This is a genomic window from Isoptericola sp. Y541 (assembly GCF_059445465.1).
Genome location: NZ_JCAIUJ010000003.1, coordinates 179,993 through 199,884 on the forward strand (window position 1 = coordinate 179,993; position 19,892 = coordinate 199,884).

Genomic DNA, 19,892 nt, shown 5'->3' on the forward strand with positions numbered 1-19,892 from the left:
GCTATCGGGTCGCGGCGTGAACTCCGGCGACGGCGGCGGCGGCGAACGACGCGGGGTCGGCGTCGAGGCCGCGCCCCATGGTCGACAGGCGGGCGGGGGAGCCGCGCAGGGCGTCGAGCAGGGGCGTGTCGGCGACGACGTCGACGATCCGGTGCCCTGCGGGGGTGCCTGCGAGCGCGGCGGCCTGGTCGTGCACCTGCCGGGTGAGGTCGGGGCCCCAACCGCGCAGGGCCTCGACGTCGGGGGTGGGTCGGGGGACGACGACGTCGGCGCCCGCGAGCGCCACGCGGCCGTAGGCGGTGAGGCTGTGGTGGGAGACGCCGCGGTGGCGGTCGCGGGGGTCGGCGCCGGAGACCCGCAGGGAGGCGACGGGCCGGCCCCGCAGGACGGCGGCGGCGTTGAGGGCCTCGCCGGCGGCGACGCCGGAGAACCCCCAGCGGGTGCCGGTGCCGAGGTTGCCGGGCCCCTGGGCGACGACGACGAGGTCGGCGCCTGTGACGTGACGGGCGGCGAGCAGGCCGGTGTGCACGGTGACGGCCTCGAGGTCGCCGCCGAACGCCTGGCCGACGGTGATGGTGGCGGCGAGCCACCCGGCCTCGCGCAGGGTGGCGACGGTGCGGGAGAACGCGACGGGCAGGGCGCCGCCGTCGGTCATCACGTAGGCCACGCGGGGGGCGGTGCGGCCCGCGAGCGCCGCGGCGTGCCGGGCGCCGGCGACGACGGCGGGCAGCGCGGAGTGCAGGTCTGCGACGACGACGGGCAAGCCGTCGAGGTCGTCGGCCTCGCGGAGGGTGTCGTGGTGGACGGACTCCTGCTCGTCGACGCCGAGGACCATGGCCTGCAGGGGGGTGTAGCGGGCCTTGACGAGGTGGCCGGGCCCGGGGGGCGGGTCGGCGGGCAGGGTGGCGCCGGCCTCACCGGCGGGACCGACGACGAGGGCGTAGCCGCCGGTGCCGAGCCCGCGGGCGAGGGCGGAGACGTTGAGCAGCAGGCGGTCCCCGGCGTCGGGGTCGCCGACGAGGGCGGTGTACGCGAGGCCGCGGGCCTCCCAGGGGGCGGTCGTGAGGTCGCGGGCGGGCAGGGGGGTGTCGAGCCGCACGGTGATCTCGCGCGCGCCGGTCCAGGTCCGGCCGCGGGTGAGGACCGTGCCGGTGCGCCAGGTGACATGACCGGCGTCGTTCCTGGCCGAACTCCTGGCCCGGTTCCCGCCTGGGTTCCCGCCTTCGTTCCTGTCGGTGTGCTGGGGGTCGTTCGGCGCTGTCGTCACCCGCCCGAGGCTACCGGCGACTACCGTGGACCTGATGCCTGCGAACCCTCTGGACCTCGTGCCGTCCGCGCGGGGTACCGCTCCCGCCGAGCGCCTCCTGAACCTCGTCATCGCCCTCGTGAACACGAGCGCTTCCATGACGAAGCAGCAGGTGCGCGCCGGGGTGGCCGGGTACGGCGACGCACCGTCCACGGAAGCCTTCGAGCGGATGTTCGAGCGCGACAAGGACACGCTGCGGGCGCTGGGCATCCCGATCGTCACGGTGGACGCGGGCGGGCACAGCGACGAGGTCGGGTACCGGATCGACAACGACGCGTACGCGCTGGGCGCGGTGGACCTGACCCCGGCGGAGCTGGGCGTGGTCGCTCTGGCGGCGCAGCTGTGGTCGGACAAGACGCTGCGCACGGACATGTCGCGGGCGATGACGAAGCTGCGCGCGGCGGGGGCGGGGGAGATCGCGTGGGACGCGGTGGCCGGCCTCGCGCCGCGCGTGCGGGCGGCCGGCGACGCGTACGTGCCGCTGCTGGAGGCGGTCTCGGAGCGGCGCGACGTGTCGTTCCGGTACCGGGCGGCGAGCACGGGGCAGGAGCTGACGCGGCACGTGGAGCCGTGGCGGATCGCGGCACGAGGCAGCGGTTGGTACCTCGTGGGCTTCGACCGGGCGCGGGGCGCGGCGCGGGTGTTCCGCCTCTCGCGCATCACCGGGAAGGTGCGTGTCGGGCCGCAAGCGAGGGCGTTCGACGTGCCGGACACCGTGGACGTGGACGCGATGCTGGGGGAGCGGGTCGGGGCGCTGCAGCGAGCGCGGCTGGCCGTCGTGCCCGAGCGGGCGCAGGCGCTGCGGGCGCGCGCGGTGGTCGAACCACCGGCGGTTGATCCTGTCGAAACCCGGGTCTCGACCGGCTCGACCGGCGACGACGGGCGGGACCTGGTCGAGGTGGAGTTCCGCAGCCTCTCCGCGTTCGCGGACGAGGTGTCGGGCTACGGGGCGGCGGTCGTGGTGCTGGCGCCACCGGAGCTGCGAGCCGACGTCCTGCGGCGGCTGACGGCGGCGGCCGGGCTGGACGCGCGGGTACGCACGGCACACCAGTCCGACGAGCAGGTCGAGGAGCAGAGCGACGAGGGGGGCACGGATGGCTGAGCGGGCCGACGACCGGCTGGTGCGGCTGCTGGGACTCGTCGCGTTCCTCGACGGCGCGGGGCCCGTGCGCGTGGAGGAGCTCGCGGAGCGGTTCGGCGTCACGCCGGGCCAGGTGCGCGAGGACGTGGACGCACTGTGGGTGTCCGGCACCCCCGGCTACATGCCGGACGACCTCATCGACTTCGACGCGTTCTCCCTGGAGGACGGCGTCGTGTCCCTCATCCAGGCGCGCGGCATGACCCGACCGCTGCGGCTCGGCACCCGGGAGGCCGTGGCGCTGGTCGCGGCACTGCGCGCGATGCACGCGTCGCCGGCCGTGCAGGCGGACCGGCGCCGCGCGGCCGTCGTGGCGTCGGCGCTGGACAAGCTCACCGCGGCGACGGGCGAGGCCGCGGGCGCCGTGGACGTGCAACTCGCGGGCGACGGCGACCCGCAGGTCGTGGCGGCGGTCACGTCGGCACTGACCGAGGGGCGGCGGCTGCACCTGCGGTACGTCAACGCCGCGGACGTCACGACCGAGCGCGACGTCGACCCGCTGCGTCTGCTCACGCAGGACGGAGCCATGTACCTCGTGGGTTGGTGCCTGCGCGTGGACGGCCGGCGCACCTTCCGGGTCGACCGGATCCTGGATGCCCACGTGCTGGACGCGCCGGTGGCGGACCATGCCGTCGACGCCGACGGGGACCTGGGAGCGGACGTGTGGGCGTCGGTCGCGCACCGCAGCGCCCCCGCGGCCACGCTGGTGCTCGCCTCCGCCGCCCGGTGGGTCGCGGAGGAGGTGCCGGCCGAGTCCGTGCGGGACCTGCCGGACGGGACGGTCGAGGTGCGGCTGCGCGTGACGAACCCGGCGTGGCTGCGGCGCCTCCTGCTTGCGAACGCCCCCGACGTGGTGTCGGCGGACCCGCCGGACGTGGCGCACGACGTGGCACAGGCCGCCCGCGCGGCGCTGGACGCCTATGCGGGCACGGCCGGCACGTCCCCGGCCGGCAGCACTGTCCCGGGCGAGGGCCCGAGCGACGGCCCCGTAGGCTGACCGTCATGTGGGCCTGGGTGTGGACTCTTCTCGTCGTCGGCATGCTCGTCGGCGCGTTCTTCCTGGGCCGCCACCTGTGGCGGGCCGGAATGCGGCTGCTGCGCGAGGCCTCCCGCGCCGGCGAGACCCTCGGGTCGGCGGGCGACCGTATCTCGGAGGCGGTGGCCGAGGCCGAAACGCACCGGGCCGACACGTCCCCGACGCTCTTCGACGATCCGACCGTGCTGCGCGAGCGCGCGGCCGCGCAGCGTCGTCGCAGGTCCGAGCGCGCGGCCGCGCGCCGCGAGCGCCGGGCGTCGACGTGGCGCCGGTGGGACGAGGAGAGCTGGCTCGTGCGCCGCACGGCCGAGAAGGCGGCCCGCGCGGGCACGAGGCGCGCGGTCTAGTCTCGGGGCTGCGGTACTCCGACTGACCAGTCGTCACCGGAACGTCACCTCCCTGGTTCGCGGACCCCTTAGGGTTGACCACGACGAGAGTCGACGACGACGAGACCCCGCCCCGCGAGGCGGTCGAGACCGAGGAGCCATTCTCATGGGCATGCTCAAGCCCTGGCACGTCATCGTGCTGGTGGTCGTGATCCTGCTGCTGTTCGGGGCGCGCCGGCTCCCCGACCTGGCCCGCAGCGTCGGCCAGTCGCTGAAGATCTTCAAGAAGGAGGTCAAGGACCTCACCGACGACGGCAAGTTCAACGACTCGAACGAGCCGCCGGAGGACACGACGACGACGTCGACCGGCACGTCGTACGGCTCCGCCCCGACGAGTGCCGCACCGGGCCCCGTACCGACAACACCCCCACCGGCGTCCCCACCGGCACAGGCAGGGACGAGTACCGGCACGGAGCAGACCCCGGGTCTTACCGATCCGAAGCAGCCCCGGGCGTAGGCGGTGCCCGGAATCTCCCGGGACTCTGAGGGGCGCATGCCCCTCCGCGAGCACCTGCTGGAGCTGCGCAAGCGGCTCTTCCTCGCCGCGTGCGGGCTCGTCGTGGGTGCGATCGCGGGCTGGGTCCTCTACGAACCGCTGCTGGCCGCGCTGCAGGCGCCGCTCGAGGTCGCCGCGCAGGAGCAGGGCAAGACGATCGCCCTGAACTTCACCGGCATGGCGTCGGCGCTCGACATGAAGATCAAGGTCGCGCTCTTCCTCGGTGTCATCGTGTCCTGCCCCTGGTGGCTGTACCAGCTGTGGGCATTCATCACTCCCGGCCTCACGAGGCGCGAGAAGGGGTACGCCTACGGCTTCCTGGCCGCGGCCGTGCCCCTGTTCCTGGGCGGCGCGGCCCTGGCCTGGTGGGTGCTGCCGCACGCCGTCGACATCCTCGCCGGCTTCGTGCCAGATGGCGCGGTGAACTTCACGGACGCCCAGGGCTACCTGAGCTTCGTCATGCGGCTGGTGCTGGCGTTCGGCATCGCCTTCGTGTCGCCCGTGTTCCTCGTCGGCCTGAACATGGCCGGCCTGCTGCGGCACGAGGCCCTCGCCAAGGGGTGGCGCTGGGCGGTGCTGGTCGCGTTCGTGTTCGCCGCGGTGATGACGCCGACGCCGGACGCGCTGACGATGATCTTCGTGGCGCTGCCCATCTGCGTGCTGTACTTCGGCGCCCTGGGGCTGTGCATCCTGCACGACCGCCGCGTCGACAAGCGCAGGGTCGCGCCCACTGTCTGAGTCGACAGGGCCGACCGGGCCGCGGCGCCTGGGCGTCGTCGTCAACCCCACGGCGGGCAAGGGGCGGGCCGCGTACGCCGGGACGGGCGTCCTCGCCGGCCTGCGGCGTGCCGGGCACCACGTCGTCGACCTCTCCGGCCCGGACGCCGCGACCGCGCTGGGGCACGCCCGCGCGGCCGTCGACGCCGCGACGTCGGGCACCGGTGGCACCGATCACCTCGACGGCATCGACGCGCTCGTCGTCGTGGGCGGCGACGGCATGGTGCACCTGGGCCTGCAGGCGGTGGCGGCCACCGCCGTGCCGCTCGGCATCATCCCCGTCGGCACCGGCAACGACTTCGCCGCTACGCTCGGCCTTCCCGTGCGGGACCCCGCCGCGGCGGGGTCCGCGCTGTGCCAGGCCCTGGACGCCGGGTCCGCGGGGCGGCGCGCCCTCGACGCCGCCCACGTCACCGGTCCCGGGCTGGCCGCCGGTTCCGACGGTGCCTCGGGCCCGGCCCAGGGCGGCCGATGGGTCGCGGGCGCGGTGTCGGCGGGGCTCGACGCCGCGGTGAACGCGCGCGCCAACCTGCTGCGCCACCCGCGGGGCAGCGCCCGGTACACGGTGGCCGCCGCCCTCGAGCTCGTGGGCTACCGACCCTGGTCGTACCGGCTCACGTTCGACGGGGTCGTCGAGGCCGCGGACCCGTCGGGCGACCCGTCGCGGGGCCGCAGCGCCGAGCTGCGCCTGCGCCCGGGCCCGGCGGGCACGTCGACCTGGTCGGGCCGGGGCGCGCTCGTCACGGCGGCGAACGGCCCGCAGATCGGCGGCGGCGTCCGGGTGGCACCGTCCGCCTCGCTGGAGGACGGCCTGCTCGACGTGCTCGTCGCCACCGACCTGTCGCGGGCGGGCGCCCTCGCCGTCTACCCCGCCATGTTCACCGGCCGGCACGTGCGCCGGCGCAAGGTGCACATGGTGCGGGCCCGCGCCGTGACGATCGAGCCCGGACCGGAGGCCTGGATCGCCGGCGAGCGCCCCCTGCCGGTCGCGTACGGCGACGGTGAGCGCCTCGGGCCGCTCCCGCTGCGGGTCGAGGTCCGCGCCCGCGCGGTGCAGGTCCTGGTCCCGCCGGACCAGCACGGCGGCGCGGCGCGGCAGGTGGAACCGGGAGCCTAGGCTGGCCGCATGACCGCCGACGCACGCTCCGACGCGAACCATGATGCCGGATCGGAGGCACTGAGCCCGGCCGAGCGGTACGCCGCCTCGCGGGCGCGCAGCACGCGTGACCGCGCCGACACCCAGGGCGAGCTGCGCCGGTTCCGCGAGGTCGTCGGCTTCGAGCTCGACCCGTTCCAGGTGGACTCCTGCGTGGCGCTGGAGGAGGGCCGCGGCGTGCTCGTCGCCGCGCCCACCGGCGCGGGCAAGACGGTGGTGGGGGAGTTCGCCGTCCACCTCGCCCTCGCCCAGGGCGGCAAGGCCTTCTACACGACCCCGATCAAGGCGCTGAGCAACCAGAAGTACACCGACCTCGTCGCCCGGCACGGCGTGGCGAACGTCGGGCTCCTCACCGGGGACACGTCGATCAACGCGGGCGCCCCGGTGGTGGTGATGACCACCGAGGTGCTGCGCAACATGCTGTACGCCGGGTCGTCCGCGCTCGACGGCCTCGCGTACGTCGTCATGGACGAGGTGCACTACCTCGCCGACCGGTTCCGCGGCCCGGTGTGGGAGGAGGTGATCATCCACCTGCCCGACCACGTGCAGCTCGTCTCCCTCTCGGCGACGGTGTCCAACGCCGAGGAGTTCGGCGACTGGCTCGCCACCGTGCGCGGCGACACGGCGGTGGTGGTCAGCGAGCGCCGGCCCGTGCCGCTGTGGCAGCACGTCGTGGTCTCGGCGCCGGAGCCGCGCGGGGCGCCGCGCCTCGTGGACCTGTACCCCGGGCACGTCGACCCCACGGACCCGGGGACGAACCCGCCGATCAACCCGGACCTGCAGGCGATGTTCCGCGCCTCGGCGCGCTCCGGCGGCGGCGACCAGCACCGCGGGCACCGCGGGCGGGGCGACCGCGGGTACCGGGGCCGGGGCGGGCACCGCCCCGGCGGCGGCGACCTGGTGCCGCACCGCCGGACGCCGCCGCGATTCGCCGTCGTGGACTCCCTCGACGCCGACGCGCTGCTGCCCGCGATCTACTTCATCTTCTCCCGCGCCGGGTGCGACGGGGCCGTGGAGCAGTGCCTGCGCGCCGGCCTCCGGCTCACGGACGCCGCCGAGGAGGCCGAGATCCGGCGGATCGTGGAGGAGCGCACGGCCACCATCCCGACCGAGGACCTGGAGGTGCTGAAGTACTGGGAGTGGTCGCAGGCCCTGGCCCGCGGCGTGGCCGCGCACCACGCGGGCATGCTGCCGGTGTTCAAGGAGACCGTGGAGGAGCTGTTCTCCCGGGGCCTGGTGAAGGTGGTTTTCGCGACCGAGACGCTGGCGCTGGGGATCAACATGCCCGCGCGGTCGGTGGTGCTGGAGAAGCTGGTCAAGTGGGACGGCACGGCGCACCAGCCGGTGACGCCGGGGGAGTACACGCAGCTCACCGGTCGTGCCGGACGCCGCGGCATCGACGTCGAGGGGCACGCGGTCGTCGTCGACCACACCGGCCTCGACCCGGTGGCGCTGGCGGGCCTGGCGTCCAAGCGCCTGTACCCGCTGCGTTCCAGCTTCCGCCCCACGTACAACATGGCGGTCAACCTCGTGGGTCAGGTGGGCCGGGAGCGGGCCCGCGACGTGCTGGAGACGAGCTTCGCCCAGTTCCAGGCCGACCGGGGCGTGGTGGGCCTGGCCAAGCAGGCACAGGGCCACGTCGAGGCGATGGCCGGGTACGCGAAGGCGATGGCCTGCGACCGGGGCGACTTCGCCGAGTACATGGGGCTGCGTCAGCAGATCAAGGAACGGGAGAAGGAGCTGTCCCGCGCGTCGTCCGGGGCGCGCCGGGCCGACGCAGTCGCGTCGTTCGAGCGGCTGCGGCGTGGGGACGTCGTCGAGGTCCCCAGCGGGCGCCGGCGCGGCTACGTCGTGGTGCTGGACCCGGGCCTCGACGACCGCGGCTTCGACGGGCCGCGCCCGACGATCCTCACCCAGGAGAAGCAGGTCAAGAAGCTGACCCTCGCTGACGCGCCCGATGGCGTGCAGGTGGTCACGACGGTCCGCATCCCGAAGGGTTTCAACCCGCGGCGGCCGGACCAGCGGCGCGACCTGGCGTCGAGCCTGCGCAACGCGCTCGGCGTGTTTCGCGACGACCCCTCGACAGGCTCAGGACGGCCCACCGGCACGGGGCGCGGTCCGGGCCGCCAGCGGGGCGGGGCAGGTGCAGGGTCTGGCGGCGGCCGGGCGGGGCAACGGTCCGACGCCGCGTCGGACGCCGAGCTGCAGCGGCTGCGGTCCGCGCTGCGGGCGCACCCGTGCCACGGCTGCCCGGAGCGCGACGACCACGCGCGGTGGGCCGAGCGGTGGGAGCGGGTGCGGGCGGAGCACGAGCGGCTGGTGCTCCGGGTGGAGGGGCGCACGGGCTCGATCGCCCGCACGTTCGACCGCACGTGCGACCTGCTGACCCGGCTGGGCTACCTGAGCGACCAGCCGGCGGTCGAGGAGGCGGCGGAGGAGGCATCAGAAGGGTCGGACGGGCTGCCCGGGGGGCTGCGCGTCACGCCCGACGGGCGGTGGCTGCGCCGCCTGTACGCCGAGGACGACCTGCTGCTGGCGGAGTGCCTCCGCCGCGGCACGTGGGACGAGCTGGACGCGCCAGGCCTGGCCGCGGCGGTGTCGACCGTCGTGTACTCGGGGCGCCGCGAGGAGGCCGCGGAGCCGCTGGTGCCCGGCGGACCGCACGGACGCCTCGCCCAGGCCCTGGCCGCCACGACGCGGGTCTGGTCGCAGGTGACGAACCTCGAGGCGGAGCACCAGCTGAACGTGACGGGCCCGCTCGACCTGGGTCTGGTGGCACCGGTGCACCGGTGGGCGTCGGGCAAGGGCCTGGACGCGGTGCTGCGCGGCACCGACGTCGCGGCAGGCGACTTCGTGCGCTGGTGCAAGCAGGTGCTCGACGTGCTGGACCAGCTGGCCAAGGCCGCCCCGCGCCCGGCCCTGCGTGCCACGGCCCGCAAGGCGCAGGCGGCGGTGCTGCGCGGCGTCGTCGCCTACTCGAGCGTCTGAGCCGTCTGCGCGGAAGGTGTGACGAAGACGTGACGGTCCCGTGGCGGCCCGGGGCACACGCGGTGCCATAGAGTGCAGGCCGTGACGTCCACCCTGTATCGCAACGGAGTCGTCCACTCGCCCGCCGACCCGTTCGCCGAGGCCCTGCTGATCGACGACGGGGTCGTGACCTGGCTCGGCGCGGAGGACACGGCCGCGGGGCTCGCCGCGCGTGCCGACCGCGTGATCGACCTCGACGGCGCCCTGGTAGCCCCCGGTTTCGTCGACGCGCACGTCCACCTGCTCGAGACCGGGCTTGCGGCCGAGTCCGTGGACCTCACGGCTGCAGCGGGCGTGACGTCCCTGGCCGCCGCGCTCGGCGCCCTGGCCCGCGGGGCACGGGAGCTGGCCGCCGCGGACCCCGGCGGCGAGGAGGTGCTGCTGGCGTTCGGGTGGGACGAGCAGTCCTGGCCGGAGCGCCGCGCCCCCACGGCTGACGAGCTCGACGCCGCCTGCGGCGGGCGCCCGGTCTACGCCGCGCGGGTGGACGGCCACTCGGCCGTCGTGTCCGGATCCTTTGCCCGCTCCGCCGGCATCGACCGTGCGCCCGGCTGGGACCCCTCGGGCACGGTCATGGCCGACGCACACCACACGGCTACGGCCGTCGTGCGGCAGGTCTCGCCGGCCCGCCGCACCCGCGCCTACCGGCGCGCCCTGGCGGACGCCGCCGCGCGCGGGATCGTCGGCGTGCACGAGATGAGCGAGCCCAACATGGACACCCGCGAGGGCCTGCGCGAGCTCGTGGAGCTCACCGCACAGGCTTCCGGGGGCCTGCCGCACGTGGTCGCGTACCGCGGCGAGCTGTGCGCCACCGCGGACGACGCCCGCCAGATGCTGGCCGAGCTGCCCTTCCTCACCGGCATCGGGGGCGACCTGTGCGCCGACGGGTCGATCGGCTCGCGGACGGCCGCCCTGCGCCACCCGTACGCGGACGTCCTCGCCGGCCCCACCGGGGCCGACCCCGCCGGCCGGCTGTTCCTGGGCGGCGAGGAGATCGCCGACCACCTCGCCGCGTGCTCCGCGGCCGGCACCCAGGGCGGGTTCCACGTCATCGGGGACCGCGCGATGGACGAGGTGGTGCGCGGCCTCGAGCTGGCCGCCGAGGCGCACGGGCCGAGCCTGCTGCGCTCGGGTCACCACCGCATCGAGCACGCCCTGTTCGTCGACGCCTCGGCCCTGGCCGCGCTGCTGCTGTACGGGGTGGCGCTGTCGGTGCAGCCGGCGTTCGACTCCGCGTTCGGCGGCAGCCACGGCATGTACGCGGCCCGCCTCGGCCCTGGCCGCGCCTCGACGCTGTCGCCGTTCGCGGACCTGGCCGGCGCCGGGGTCCCGCTGGCGTTCGGCTCGGACACGCCCGTCACCCCGTTCGACCCGTGGCAGGCCGTGCGCGCCACCCTCACGCACGAGGACGCCACGCAGCGCATCGGCGCCCGCGCCGCCTTCCGCGCGCACACCCGCGGCGGCTGGCGGCTGGCCGGCCTCGACCACACGGGCGCGGGGGAGCTGCGGATCGGGGCCCCGGCGCACCTCGCCGTGTGGCGCGCGGACCGGCTCGCCGTCCAGGCCGCCGCAGGGCGCCTGTCCCAGTGGAACCCCGAGGCGCGCGCCGGGCAGCCCCTGCTGCCCGACCTGTCGCCCGGCGAGGCCGAGCCGGAGTGCCTGCAGACCGTGCGTGACGGCGTCGTGCTGCACGACGCGCTCGCCTGATCGCGACCGTACCCCCGATGCTGTAGGGGCCGGGGGTCACGTACCCTGCGGGGGTGTTGCACGTGAGCTCGACTCCCCTCGAGGGATCTTCCGACCAGGGCCCCGATGCCTCCGTACGGGTGGCGAGCCCGGGTGTCGGCCGCTGGGCGAGCCGACCCGCGACCCTGCTCCTCGCCGTCGCCGCGGGGGTCGCGCTGTGGGCGTCGTTCCCCGACGTCGGCGCCTGGCCGCTCGCGTTCGTGGGCGTCGGCCTGCTGTTCGCGGCGCTGCGCCGCGACGGCCGTCGTGCGGCCGGGTGGAACGCGCTCGTGGGCCTGGTCGCCGGGCTGACGTTCTGGCTGCCGCACATCTGGTGGGCCAACTTCGCCACGGACACGCTCCCGTGGATCGTGCTCGCAGCGCTCGAGGCCGCGTTCCTCGCCGGCTTCGGCGCCCTGTGGACGTGGGCGCGGCGCTGGCGCTGGGTGCGGCGGAACGCGGCGACGCAGGCGGTCGTGTTCGGCGTCCTGTTCGCCGCCGTCGAGCAGTGGCGCTCGGAGTTCCCGTTCGGCGGCTTCCCGTGGGGGCGGCTCGCCTGGACGGTGGCCGGCGCCCCGACCGGGCGCGCGGCCTGGCTGGGCGGCACCACGCTCGTCTCGCTGCTCATCGCGGTGACCGGCGTGCTGCTCGCCCTGGCCCTGGGCAGGCTGCTCGGCGCGCGCCGGCCCGACGGCGCCCGGGCGCGCAGGGCCGCGAGCGCCGTGGCGCTCGTCGCGGCCGCGTACGTGCTCGCGGCCGGGCCGGGGATGCTGCCGCTGGCGCACGACCCGGCGGCGCGCGAGGTGACCGACGCGCAGGACCCGGGGCACGTAGGCACCGTCGTGGACGCGGGGACGGCCACCGCGGAGGCAGGGGTGCTGCGTGCCGGGGCCGTGCAGGGCAACGTGTCGGAGCCGGGCGACGGCGCGTTCGCGAACCGTGCCGAGGTGCTGAACAACCACCTGCAGGGCACCTTCGCGATCGCGGACGAGCAGGCCGCCGGCACGTACGGGGACGGCGAGGACGACGGCGTCGACGTCGTGCTGTGGCCGGAGAACGGCTCCGACCTGGACCCCCAGACCAACCCCGAGGTGGGGGCGGCGATCGACGAGGCCGCCGGCTCGGTGGGCGCGCCCGTCCTGGTGGGGGCGCAGGAGTTCCCCGACTCGGGTGGCCGGTACAACGTGGCGCTGCTGTGGGAGCCGGGGCTTGGCGTGACCGAACGCTACGCCAAGCAGCACCCGGCGCCGTTCGGCGAGTACATCCCGATCCGCGGCTTCGTGCGGCTGTTCAGCGCCCAGGTGGACCGGGTCTCGACGGACATGATCGCCGGCACCGAGCCGGCGCTGATCGACCTGCCCGTGGACGGCGCGGACATCGGCCGCGAGCCGGGCGCCACCACCGTGCCGATGGGCACGGTGATCTGCTTCGAGGTGGCGTACGACGAGATCATGCGGGACGCGGTGCAGCGGGGTGCGCAGGTGCTGGTGGTGCCGACCAACAACGCCTCGTTCGGGTACACGGCGGAGTCGACGCAGCAGCTCGCGATGACGCGGCTGCAGGCGATCACGACCGGGCGTGCGGCGGTGCAGGTCTCCACGGTGGGGGTGAGCGGCGTGGTGGCGCCGGACGGCACGCTGGTGGCCCGCACCCAGCTGTTCACGCCGGACCGCCTGGTCGCGGACCTGCCGCTGCGCACGGAGCTCACGCCGGCGGTGCGGGCCGGGTACTGGCCGGGCTGGGCGGTGGGCGCAGCGGCCGTGGTCCTCGTCGTGGGCGGCGTGGCGGGCGGCGTGGTCGCGAGCGTGCGGGAGCGCCGCTCCCGTCGCTCGGCCGCCTGACCGACGCGGGCACTCAGGACGCATGACGGCAGGACGACGGCAGGACGCACGAAGGGCGGGCACCCGGTGGGGTACCCGCCCTTCGTCGTGCTGGGGGAGTGCGTCAGGCGCTGCGGCGCAGCTTTCCGGCGCGCAGCAGCTCGAGACGCTCGTCGAGGAGCTCCTCGAGCTCGGAGACGGTGCGCCGCTCGAGCAGCATGTCCCAGTGGGTGCGCTGCGGCTTGGTGGCCTTCGGCTCGGGCTTCTCCGCGTCGCGCAGGAGCGCCTCCTCGCCGCACCGGCACTCCCACACCGGGGGCACCTCGGCCTCGGTGGAGAAGGGCAGGATGATGGTGTGACCGTTGGGGCAGTCGTAGTGAGCCTGGAAGCGCGGGGCGAAGTCCACGCCCTCGTCAGACTCCATGCTCTTGCTGCCGATGCTCATGCCGCGCAGGGACCGGTCGGGCATGTCGTCCTCCTGGGGGTCGGTGGGAAGGGGCCTGAGGGTCCAACGCGGACCCGTCGGTCGTTGTTCCGGCGGACCGTGAAGGTCCCGTGAAGCACGATCACACCGGCGCCGGGCGAGGCGGCGCGGTAGCGGTGGACGTGTCAGTTGCCCCTCAGGCTGGCCAGTCGGCGCGCCGCGCGCAACTTGAGACCCCGTGCGGGCGCCCTTTGTGCGCGACGTCACGCCCGCCGCCGGGTCGCCGGGGAGCAAGCGGGAACAACATAGAGGGTAGCGCCGTTCACCCGCATGTACATGCATGCGCATGGACCGCGCGTCCCAGGTCGACGCGAGCCTCAGCGAGCAGGGAGCGCAGCCGTGCAGTTCGGAATCTTCTCCGTCAGCGACGTCACCACCGACCCGACCACGGGCCACACGCCGGACGACACCGAGCGGGTGCGCAACATGCTCACCATCGCCCGGCACGCCGACGAGGCCGGTCTCGACGTGTTCGCCACGGGGGAGCACCACAACCCGCCGTTCGTCGCCTCGAGCCCCACCACGATGCTCGGCTACCTCGCCGGCGTCACGAAGCACATCACCCTGTCGACGGCGACCACGCTCATCACCACCAACGACCCGGTGCGCCTGGCCGAGGAGTACGCGATGCTCCAGGTGATCTCGGACGGCCGCATGGACCTCATGATGGGCCGCGGCAACACCGGCCCCGTCTACCCCTGGTTCGGCAAGGACATCCGCCAGGGCATCCCGCTCGCGGTCGAGAACTACGCGCTGCTACGCCGCCTGTGGACCGAGGAGGTCGTGGACTGGGAGGGCAAGTTCCGCACGCCGCTCCAGGGCTTCACCTCCACCCCGCGCCCGCTCGACGGCGTGCCCCCGTTCGTGTGGCACGGCTCGATCCGCAGCCCCGAGATCGCCGACCAGGCCGCCTACTACGGCGACGGGTTCCTGCACAACAACATCTTCTGGCCCATGCACCACACCCGGCAGATGGTGCGCTACTACCGCCAGCGCTTCGAGCACTACGGCCACGGGCGGGCCGACCAGGCGATCGTGGGCCTCGGCGGCCAGGTGTTCATGCGCAAGCGGTCCCAGGACGCCTGGAACGAGTTCCGGCCGTACTTCGACGAGGCCCCGGTGTACGGGCACGGCCCGTCGATGGAGGACTTCACGCGCGAGACCCCGCTCACGGTGGGCTCCCCGCAGCAGGTCATCGACCGGTACGCGTCGTTCGTCGACGAGGTGGGCTACTACCAGCGCCAGCTGTTCCTCCTGGACCACGCCGGCCTGCCGCTCAAGACGGTGCTCGAGCAGATCGACCTCCTCGGCGAGGAGGTCGTGCCCGAGCTGCGCAAGATCGTCGAGGCCAAGCGGCCCTCCGACGACGTCCCGCTGAACCCGCCGACGCACGCCGAGCGGGTCGCCGCGGCGCGGACCGCCGGCGAGGCCGGGGCGACGCACGTCGGCGACACCGCCGACCCCTATACCGGTACCGTTGCCGAGGGCACCCGACCCTCCACTACAAGCACGGCACGCACCACCCAGCAGGAGGCACGCGCATGACCACCCCGTTCACCCCCGCAGGGACCGGCGGCGAGCGCACCCTCGCCGTCGTCTCGGCCGGGCTGTCGCAGCCGTCCTCGACGCGGTTGCTCGCCGACCGGCTGGCGGACGCCACGGTCCGGGAGCTCGAGGACGCCGGGCACACGGTGCGGGTCGAGACCGTCGAGCTGCGCGAGGTCGCCCACGCGATCGTCGACGCGATGCTCACCCGGTTCCCGACCGGCGACCTCGCGCGCGCCCTCGAAGCCGTGACCGGGGCGGACGGCCTCATCGCCGTCTCCCCGGTGTTCACCACCGCGTACTCGGGGCTGTTCAAGTCGTTCGTCGACGTGCTCGAGCCCGACTCCCTGACAGGTATGCCCGTACTGCTGGGCGCCACCGGCGGCACCGCCCGCCACTCGCTGGCCCTCGAGTACGCGATGCGGCCCCTGTTCACCTACCTGCGCACCGACGTCGTGCCCACCAGCGTGTTCGCCGCCACCGACGACTGGGCCGCGAGCGCCGACCCTTCGGCAGGCTCAGGACGGGGCGCCGACGGCGGGCTGCCGCGCCGCATCGCGCGCGCCGGGCGCGAGCTGGCGCAGCGCGTGGCACGCCGGGAGAACGACGGCCCGGCGGACCCGTTCGCTGCCACGCCCAGCTTCACCGAGCTGCTCGGCGGCAGCTGACCGTTCCGCCGTTCCTCCGGAGTGCCCGACGGGGGCTCGGTCAGAGCTCGGGACGCCGCCGGGGCACGGCGGCCGACGCCCTAGGCTGGGCCCATGCGCGTTCTCGTCTCCGGTGGGGCCGGCTACATCGGCTCGCACACGGTCCTCGCCCTGGTCGCCGCCGGTCACGACGTCGTCGTGGTGGACGACTTCTCCAACAGCAAGCCCACCGTGATCGGGCGCCTGGAGTCGCTGTCCGGCGCGCACATCCCGGTGCACTCGTTCGACCTCACCGACGTCGACAAGACCGAGCGCCTGTTCGCGCACGAGCAGATCGACGCCGTGATCCACTTCGCCGGCTTCAAGGCGGTGGGGGAGTCCGTCGCCAAGCCGCTGGAGTACTACCGCAACAACCTGGACACGACGTTCGCCCTGGTCGACGCCATGAACAGGTACGGGGTGACGAAGTTCGTGTTCTCCTCCTCCGCCACGGTGTACGGCGAGAAGGCGCCGGTGCCGTACCGGGAGGACTACGAGTTCCTCTCCTCGTCCTCCCCGTACGGGCAGACCAAGGTCATGGTGGAGCGCATCCTGTCCGACGTCGCGCACATCAGCGAGGGCTGGAAGGTCGCGCTGCTGCGGTACTTCAACCCCGTGGGCGCGCACCCGTCGGGGCAGATCGGCGAGGACCCGCAGGGCATCCCGAACAACCTCATGCCGTTCCTCGCCCAGGTCGCCGTCGGCAAGCGCGAGAAGCTCACGGTGTTCGGCGACGACTACCCGACGGCGGACGGCACCTGCGAGCGCGACTACCTGCACGTCGAAGACCTCGCCGCCGGCCACGTCGCCGCCCTGGAGCACCTGGACGCGATGACCGAGCCGGTGCGCGCCTTCAATCTCGGCACGGGCACCGGTACGTCCGTGCTTCAGATGCTGCACGCCTTCGAGCGCGCCGTCGGCCGCGAGCTGCCCTACGAGATCGGCCCCCGGCGCGCCGGCGACCTCGCCGCCTTCTGGGCCGACCCGACCCGCGCGCAGACCGAGCTCGGGTGGCGCGCCACCAAGACCATCGACGACATGTGCGCCGACACCTGGCGCTGGCAGACCGCCAACCCGCACGGCTTCCCCGGGGCCTGACGCACCCTCTTGCGCCCGCCCACTGTCGGCGTCACGATGTCGTCATGCCAGACGACCCGCGCGTGCGACCTGACCAGCGCTGGAACCCCGGCGCCCGGTACCGCCCGTCCGCGCTCGCGGGCATGCCGGGCCCGCACGGCGGGGGCCTGCGCGGCGCGGACGTCGTGGCCGCCCCTCGCCTGTCCGGTCGCCTGCGCCGGGGGCCCGCCCGCCGCATCGCCGTCTTCGAGCGCGACCTGTGGCGCCCCGCGCAGCACGTCACCACGGGGCTGGTGCGGGCGGTCGGCCGCGCCCTGGGCCGCTGATCCGGGCGCCCGGGTGTCCCGCCGCGAGCTCGTCGTGCTCGGCACGGCGAGCATGGTTCCCACCCGCACGCGCAACCACAACGGGTACGTGCTGTTCTTCGGCGAGACGGCGATCCTGTTCGACCCGGGCGAGGGCACGCAGCGGCAGATGACCCTGGCGGGCGTGTCCGCCACCGACCTCACCCGCATCGCGATCACGCACCTGCACGGCGACCACTCCCTCGGGCTCGCGGGGGTGGCGCAGCGGCTGTCCGGCGACCAGGTGCGCCACACGGTGCCGATCTCGTTCCCGGCCTCGGGCGAGCCGTGGGTGCGCCACCTGCTGGACGCCAGCGCCTACGACCACCGCGAGCGCGTGACGCTCCAACCGGTCGCCTTCCCCGGCGACTCGCGAGGCACCGAGGCCGCCGTCCTGCCCCGGGTGGACGGCGAGCGCGGCGCGGGACCCGGCGCGCCCGTGCTCACGGCCCGCCCGCTGGAGCACCGCGTCGACGCGGTCGGCTACCGGCTCGACGAGCCCGACGGCGTCTCCCTGGACCCCGGGGCGCTCGCGGCCGCGGGCGTGCCGACCGGGCCGGCGGTGGGCCGCCTGCAGCGCGAGGGATCGCTCGTGCTCGACGACGGTCGCACGGTACGCGTCGAGGACGTATCCGTGCCCCGTGCCGGCCAGTCGGTCGCCTTCGTCATGGACACCCGCCTGTGCGATGCCGTGGAGGCCCTGGCCGACGGCGTCGACCTGCTCGTGATCGAGTCCACCTTCTTGCACCGGGACGCCGACCTCGCGACCCGCTGGGCGCACCTCACCTGCCGGCAGGCCGCGATCGTGGCCGCACGGGCGGGCGTGCGGCACCTGGTGCTGACGCACTTCTCCCAGCGCTACCGCGTACCCGAGGAGCTGCCGGAGGCCTTCGAGCGCGAGGCCCGCGAGGTGTTCGGCGGCGACGTCACGGTCGCCGCCGACCTCGACCGGATCCCGTTGCCGCCCCGCCGCCGTCCCGTCGGTTGAGCCTGTCGAAACCCACTGGACGCGGTCTCGACGAGCTCGACCGACGGCGTCGTCACAGCAGCGCGGCCGCGTCCGCGGGCTCGAGAGAGTGCGCCTCGGCGACGGCTGAGTTGGTCACGTGCCCCGCGTGGACGTTGAGCCCGCGCGCCAGCGCGGGGTCGCGGCGCAGGGCCTCGTGCCAGCCGAGGTCCGCGAGCGCCACGACGTAGGGGAGCGTGGCGTTGGTCAGGGCGTAGGTGGAGGTGCGGGGCACGGCCCCGGGCATGTTCGCCACGCAGTAGAACACCGTGTCGTGCACGCGGAACGTGGGTTCGGCGTGCGTGGTGGGGCGCGAGTCCTCGAAGCAGCCGCCCTGGTCGATCGCGATGTCCACGAGGACGGCGCCCCGGCGCATGCGGGCCACGACGTCGTTGGGCACGAGCACGGGTGCCTTGGCGCCGGGCACGAGCACGGCGCCGATCACCAGGTCGGCCTCCAGCACGGCCTCGGTGAGCGTGAGCGTGTTCGACGCGAGGGTCTGCACGCGCCCGCCGAGCTCGCGGTCGGCGGCCTTGAGGGCGTCCGCGCTGGTGTCCAGGAGGGTGACGCGGGCGCCCAGCCCGACGGCGATCCGGGCGGCGTTCATCCCGGACACGCCGGCACCGACGATCACGACGTGCCCCGCCGGGACACCCGGAACCCCGCCGAGCAGCACGCCGCGGCCCCCGGCCGCCCGCAGCAGGGTGGCGGCGCCCACCTGCGGGGCGAGCCGGCCCGCGACCTCCGACATGGGGGCGAGGAGCGGCAGGTGTCCGTCGGCGGTCTGCACGGTCTCGTAGGCGACGGCGGTGACGTCACGGGCGAGCAGCTCCTCCGTGAGCGCCTTGTCGGCCGCGAGGTGCAGGTACGTGAACAGCACCAGCCCGGCGCGCAGCCGGTGGTACTCCCCGGCGACGGGCTCCTTCACCTTGAGGACGGTGTCCGCGCCCGCCCATACCGCGTCGGGGTCCGCCACGATGCTCGCGCCCGCGGCGCGGTACTCGTCGTCGGTCACCGCGGACCCGAGGCCGGCGCCCGCCTGCACGGTGACCTCGTGCCCGCGCACGGCGAGCTCGTGCACCCCGGCAGGCGTGATCGCCACCCGGTACTCGTGGTTCTTGACTTCCGTCGGGACGCCGATGCGCATGGGAAAAGTCCGCCTTCGTAGCTCATGACCGTAGGTCGTGACCGTGGCTCGCGGCTCGTGGGCCGGGAGCCGGATGCGTGACGACGGGATCGTGGGTGTGATCCCGCTCACCCCATCAGTTTGAGGCAGCGATTCGGCACCACGCCACAATCTCGAAGATCCTTCGGTAGATTGAACGAATGTCGACACGAGGCTCAGCAAACCCCGGTGCGGGCCAGCCGCGGCCGAAGGATGTTCGCCCTGCCGGGTCGTGGGGGCTGGACCGGCGGAGCGAGCTGGCCGATCGGCTCGACGACGTCGACCAACGACTCCTGGCGGCGCTCGCCGAGGACGCGCGCATCCCGAACAACGCCCTGGCCGCGAAGGCAGGCATCGCCCCGTCCACCTGCCTGACCCGGGTACGCCAACTGCGCGAGCGGGGCGTGATCCGGGGGTTCCACGCCGACGTCGACCCGGCGCGCGCCGGCCACCCGCTGCAGGCCATGATCGCGGTGCAGATGCGCGGGGCCGCGCGCACCCGGCTGAGCACCTACCTGCAGCGCCTCACGGAGCTGCCCGGGGTGCTGAACGTCTTCCTGCTGGGCGGGGCGCACGATTTCTTCGTGCACGTGGCCGCCGCCGACTCCGACGCCCTCAACGAGTTCGTCATCGAGCACCTGTCCACCGACCCGGACGTGGCGCTGACCGAGACCAACCTGATCTTCCAGCACGCCCGCGCCAGCTGGTACTGACGCGC

General features: G+C 74.6%; 18 protein-coding genes. 15 read left to right on the top strand and 3 right to left on the bottom strand.

The window, feature by feature from the left end; genetic code table 11:
* Position 1 precedes the first annotated feature (1 nt).
* Positions 2-1,105, bottom strand: coding sequence for a DUF3866 family protein (locus AC1C2V_RS09215; RefSeq protein ID WP_495389500.1), 1,104 nt, complete (start codon positions 1,103-1,105; stop codon positions 2-4).
* 196 nt (positions 1,106-1,301) lie between these two features.
* Here AC1C2V_RS09215 and AC1C2V_RS09220 point away from each other — a divergent pair, with 196 nt between their 5' ends.
* The 9 genes from AC1C2V_RS09220 (at position 1,302) to lnt (ending at position 12,888) form a co-directional block, all read left to right on the top strand.
* A complete protein-coding gene (locus tag AC1C2V_RS09220) occupies positions 1,302-2,408 on the top strand; it encodes a helix-turn-helix transcriptional regulator (protein WP_495389293.1) in 1,107 nt (368 codons plus the stop codon).
* Positions 2,401-3,441: a helix-turn-helix transcriptional regulator gene (locus tag AC1C2V_RS09225; protein ID WP_495389294.1), complete on the top strand. Its 1,041-nt coding sequence runs from the start codon at positions 2,401-2,403 to the stop codon at positions 3,439-3,441. The genes AC1C2V_RS09220 and AC1C2V_RS09225 overlap by 8 nt, the downstream gene beginning before the upstream one ends.
* A 5-nt stretch (positions 3,442-3,446) precedes the next feature.
* On the top strand, positions 3,447-3,827 hold the full coding sequence (locus AC1C2V_RS09230) for a hypothetical protein (RefSeq protein ID WP_495389295.1): 381 nt from the start codon (positions 3,447-3,449) through the stop codon (positions 3,825-3,827).
* Between the two features lie 145 nt (positions 3,828-3,972).
* Positions 3,973-4,323, top strand: coding sequence for a Sec-independent protein translocase subunit TatA (gene tatA / locus AC1C2V_RS09235; protein WP_495389296.1), 351 nt, complete (start codon positions 3,973-3,975; stop codon positions 4,321-4,323).
* A gap of 36 nt (positions 4,324-4,359) precedes the next feature.
* Complete coding sequence (tatC, locus tag AC1C2V_RS09240; protein WP_495389297.1) at positions 4,360-5,100, top strand: twin-arginine translocase subunit TatC; 741 nt, start codon at positions 4,360-4,362, stop codon at positions 5,098-5,100.
* Positions 5,101-5,128: 28 nt separating this feature from the next.
* Complete coding sequence (locus AC1C2V_RS09245) at positions 5,129-6,256, top strand: diacylglycerol/lipid kinase family protein (protein ID WP_495389501.1); 1,128 nt, start codon at positions 5,129-5,131, stop codon at positions 6,254-6,256.
* A 9-nt stretch (positions 6,257-6,265) separates the two neighbouring features.
* A complete protein-coding gene (locus AC1C2V_RS09250; RefSeq protein ID WP_495389298.1) occupies positions 6,266-9,283 on the top strand; it encodes a DEAD/DEAH box helicase in 3,018 nt (1,005 codons plus the stop codon).
* 81 nt (positions 9,284-9,364) lie between these two features.
* Entirely contained in the window at positions 9,365-11,029 is a 1,665-nt protein-coding gene (locus AC1C2V_RS09255; protein WP_495389299.1) for an amidohydrolase, read from the top strand.
* A 62-nt stretch (positions 11,030-11,091) separates the two neighbouring features.
* Positions 11,092-12,888, top strand: coding sequence for an apolipoprotein N-acyltransferase (lnt, locus tag AC1C2V_RS09260; RefSeq protein WP_495389300.1), 1,797 nt, complete (start codon positions 11,092-11,094; stop codon positions 12,886-12,888).
* Positions 12,889-12,991: 103 nt separating this feature from the next.
* On the opposite strand, the gene AC1C2V_RS09265 is transcribed toward lnt, so the two are convergent.
* Positions 12,992-13,336, bottom strand: coding sequence for an RNA polymerase-binding protein RbpA (locus tag AC1C2V_RS09265; protein WP_225566476.1), 345 nt, complete (start codon positions 13,334-13,336; stop codon positions 12,992-12,994).
* 354 nt (positions 13,337-13,690) lie between these two features.
* On the opposite strand from AC1C2V_RS09265, the gene AC1C2V_RS09270 reads away from it, so the two are divergent.
* From AC1C2V_RS09270 to AC1C2V_RS09290, 5 genes are all read left to right on the top strand, one after another.
* On the top strand, positions 13,691-14,896 hold the full coding sequence (locus AC1C2V_RS09270) for an LLM class flavin-dependent oxidoreductase (protein ID WP_495389301.1): 1,206 nt from the start codon (positions 13,691-13,693) through the stop codon (positions 14,894-14,896).
* Positions 14,893-15,564 carry an FMN reductase gene (locus AC1C2V_RS09275; RefSeq protein WP_495389302.1) on the top strand — a complete coding sequence of 224 codons (672 nt, stop codon included), beginning with the start codon at positions 14,893-14,895 and terminating at the stop codon, positions 15,562-15,564. The genes AC1C2V_RS09270 and AC1C2V_RS09275 overlap by 4 nt, the downstream gene beginning before the upstream one ends.
* A 93-nt stretch (positions 15,565-15,657) precedes the next feature.
* The gene (galE, locus tag AC1C2V_RS09280) at positions 15,658-16,680 is read left to right on the top strand and encodes a UDP-glucose 4-epimerase GalE (RefSeq protein WP_495389303.1); all 1,023 of its coding nucleotides are present in this window, start codon (positions 15,658-15,660) and stop codon (positions 16,678-16,680) included.
* A 44-nt stretch (positions 16,681-16,724) separates the two neighbouring features.
* Positions 16,725-16,985 carry a hypothetical protein gene (locus tag AC1C2V_RS09285; protein ID WP_495389304.1) on the top strand — a complete coding sequence of 87 codons (261 nt, stop codon included), beginning with the start codon at positions 16,725-16,727 and terminating at the stop codon, positions 16,983-16,985.
* 13 nt (positions 16,986-16,998) lie between these two features.
* Complete coding sequence (locus tag AC1C2V_RS09290) at positions 16,999-17,991, top strand: ribonuclease Z (RefSeq protein ID WP_495389305.1); 993 nt, start codon at positions 16,999-17,001, stop codon at positions 17,989-17,991.
* 52 nt (positions 17,992-18,043) lie between these two features.
* On the opposite strand, the gene ald is transcribed toward AC1C2V_RS09290, so the two are convergent.
* Positions 18,044-19,156, bottom strand: a complete 1,113-nt coding sequence (gene ald / locus AC1C2V_RS09295; RefSeq protein ID WP_495389306.1) for an alanine dehydrogenase — start codon at positions 19,154-19,156, stop codon at positions 18,044-18,046.
* 179 nt (positions 19,157-19,335) lie between these two features.
* On the opposite strand from ald, the gene AC1C2V_RS09300 reads away from it, so the two are divergent.
* On the top strand, positions 19,336-19,887 hold the full coding sequence (locus AC1C2V_RS09300) for an Lrp/AsnC family transcriptional regulator (protein WP_495389307.1): 552 nt from the start codon (positions 19,336-19,338) through the stop codon (positions 19,885-19,887).
* Positions 19,888-19,892 lie beyond the last annotated feature (5 nt).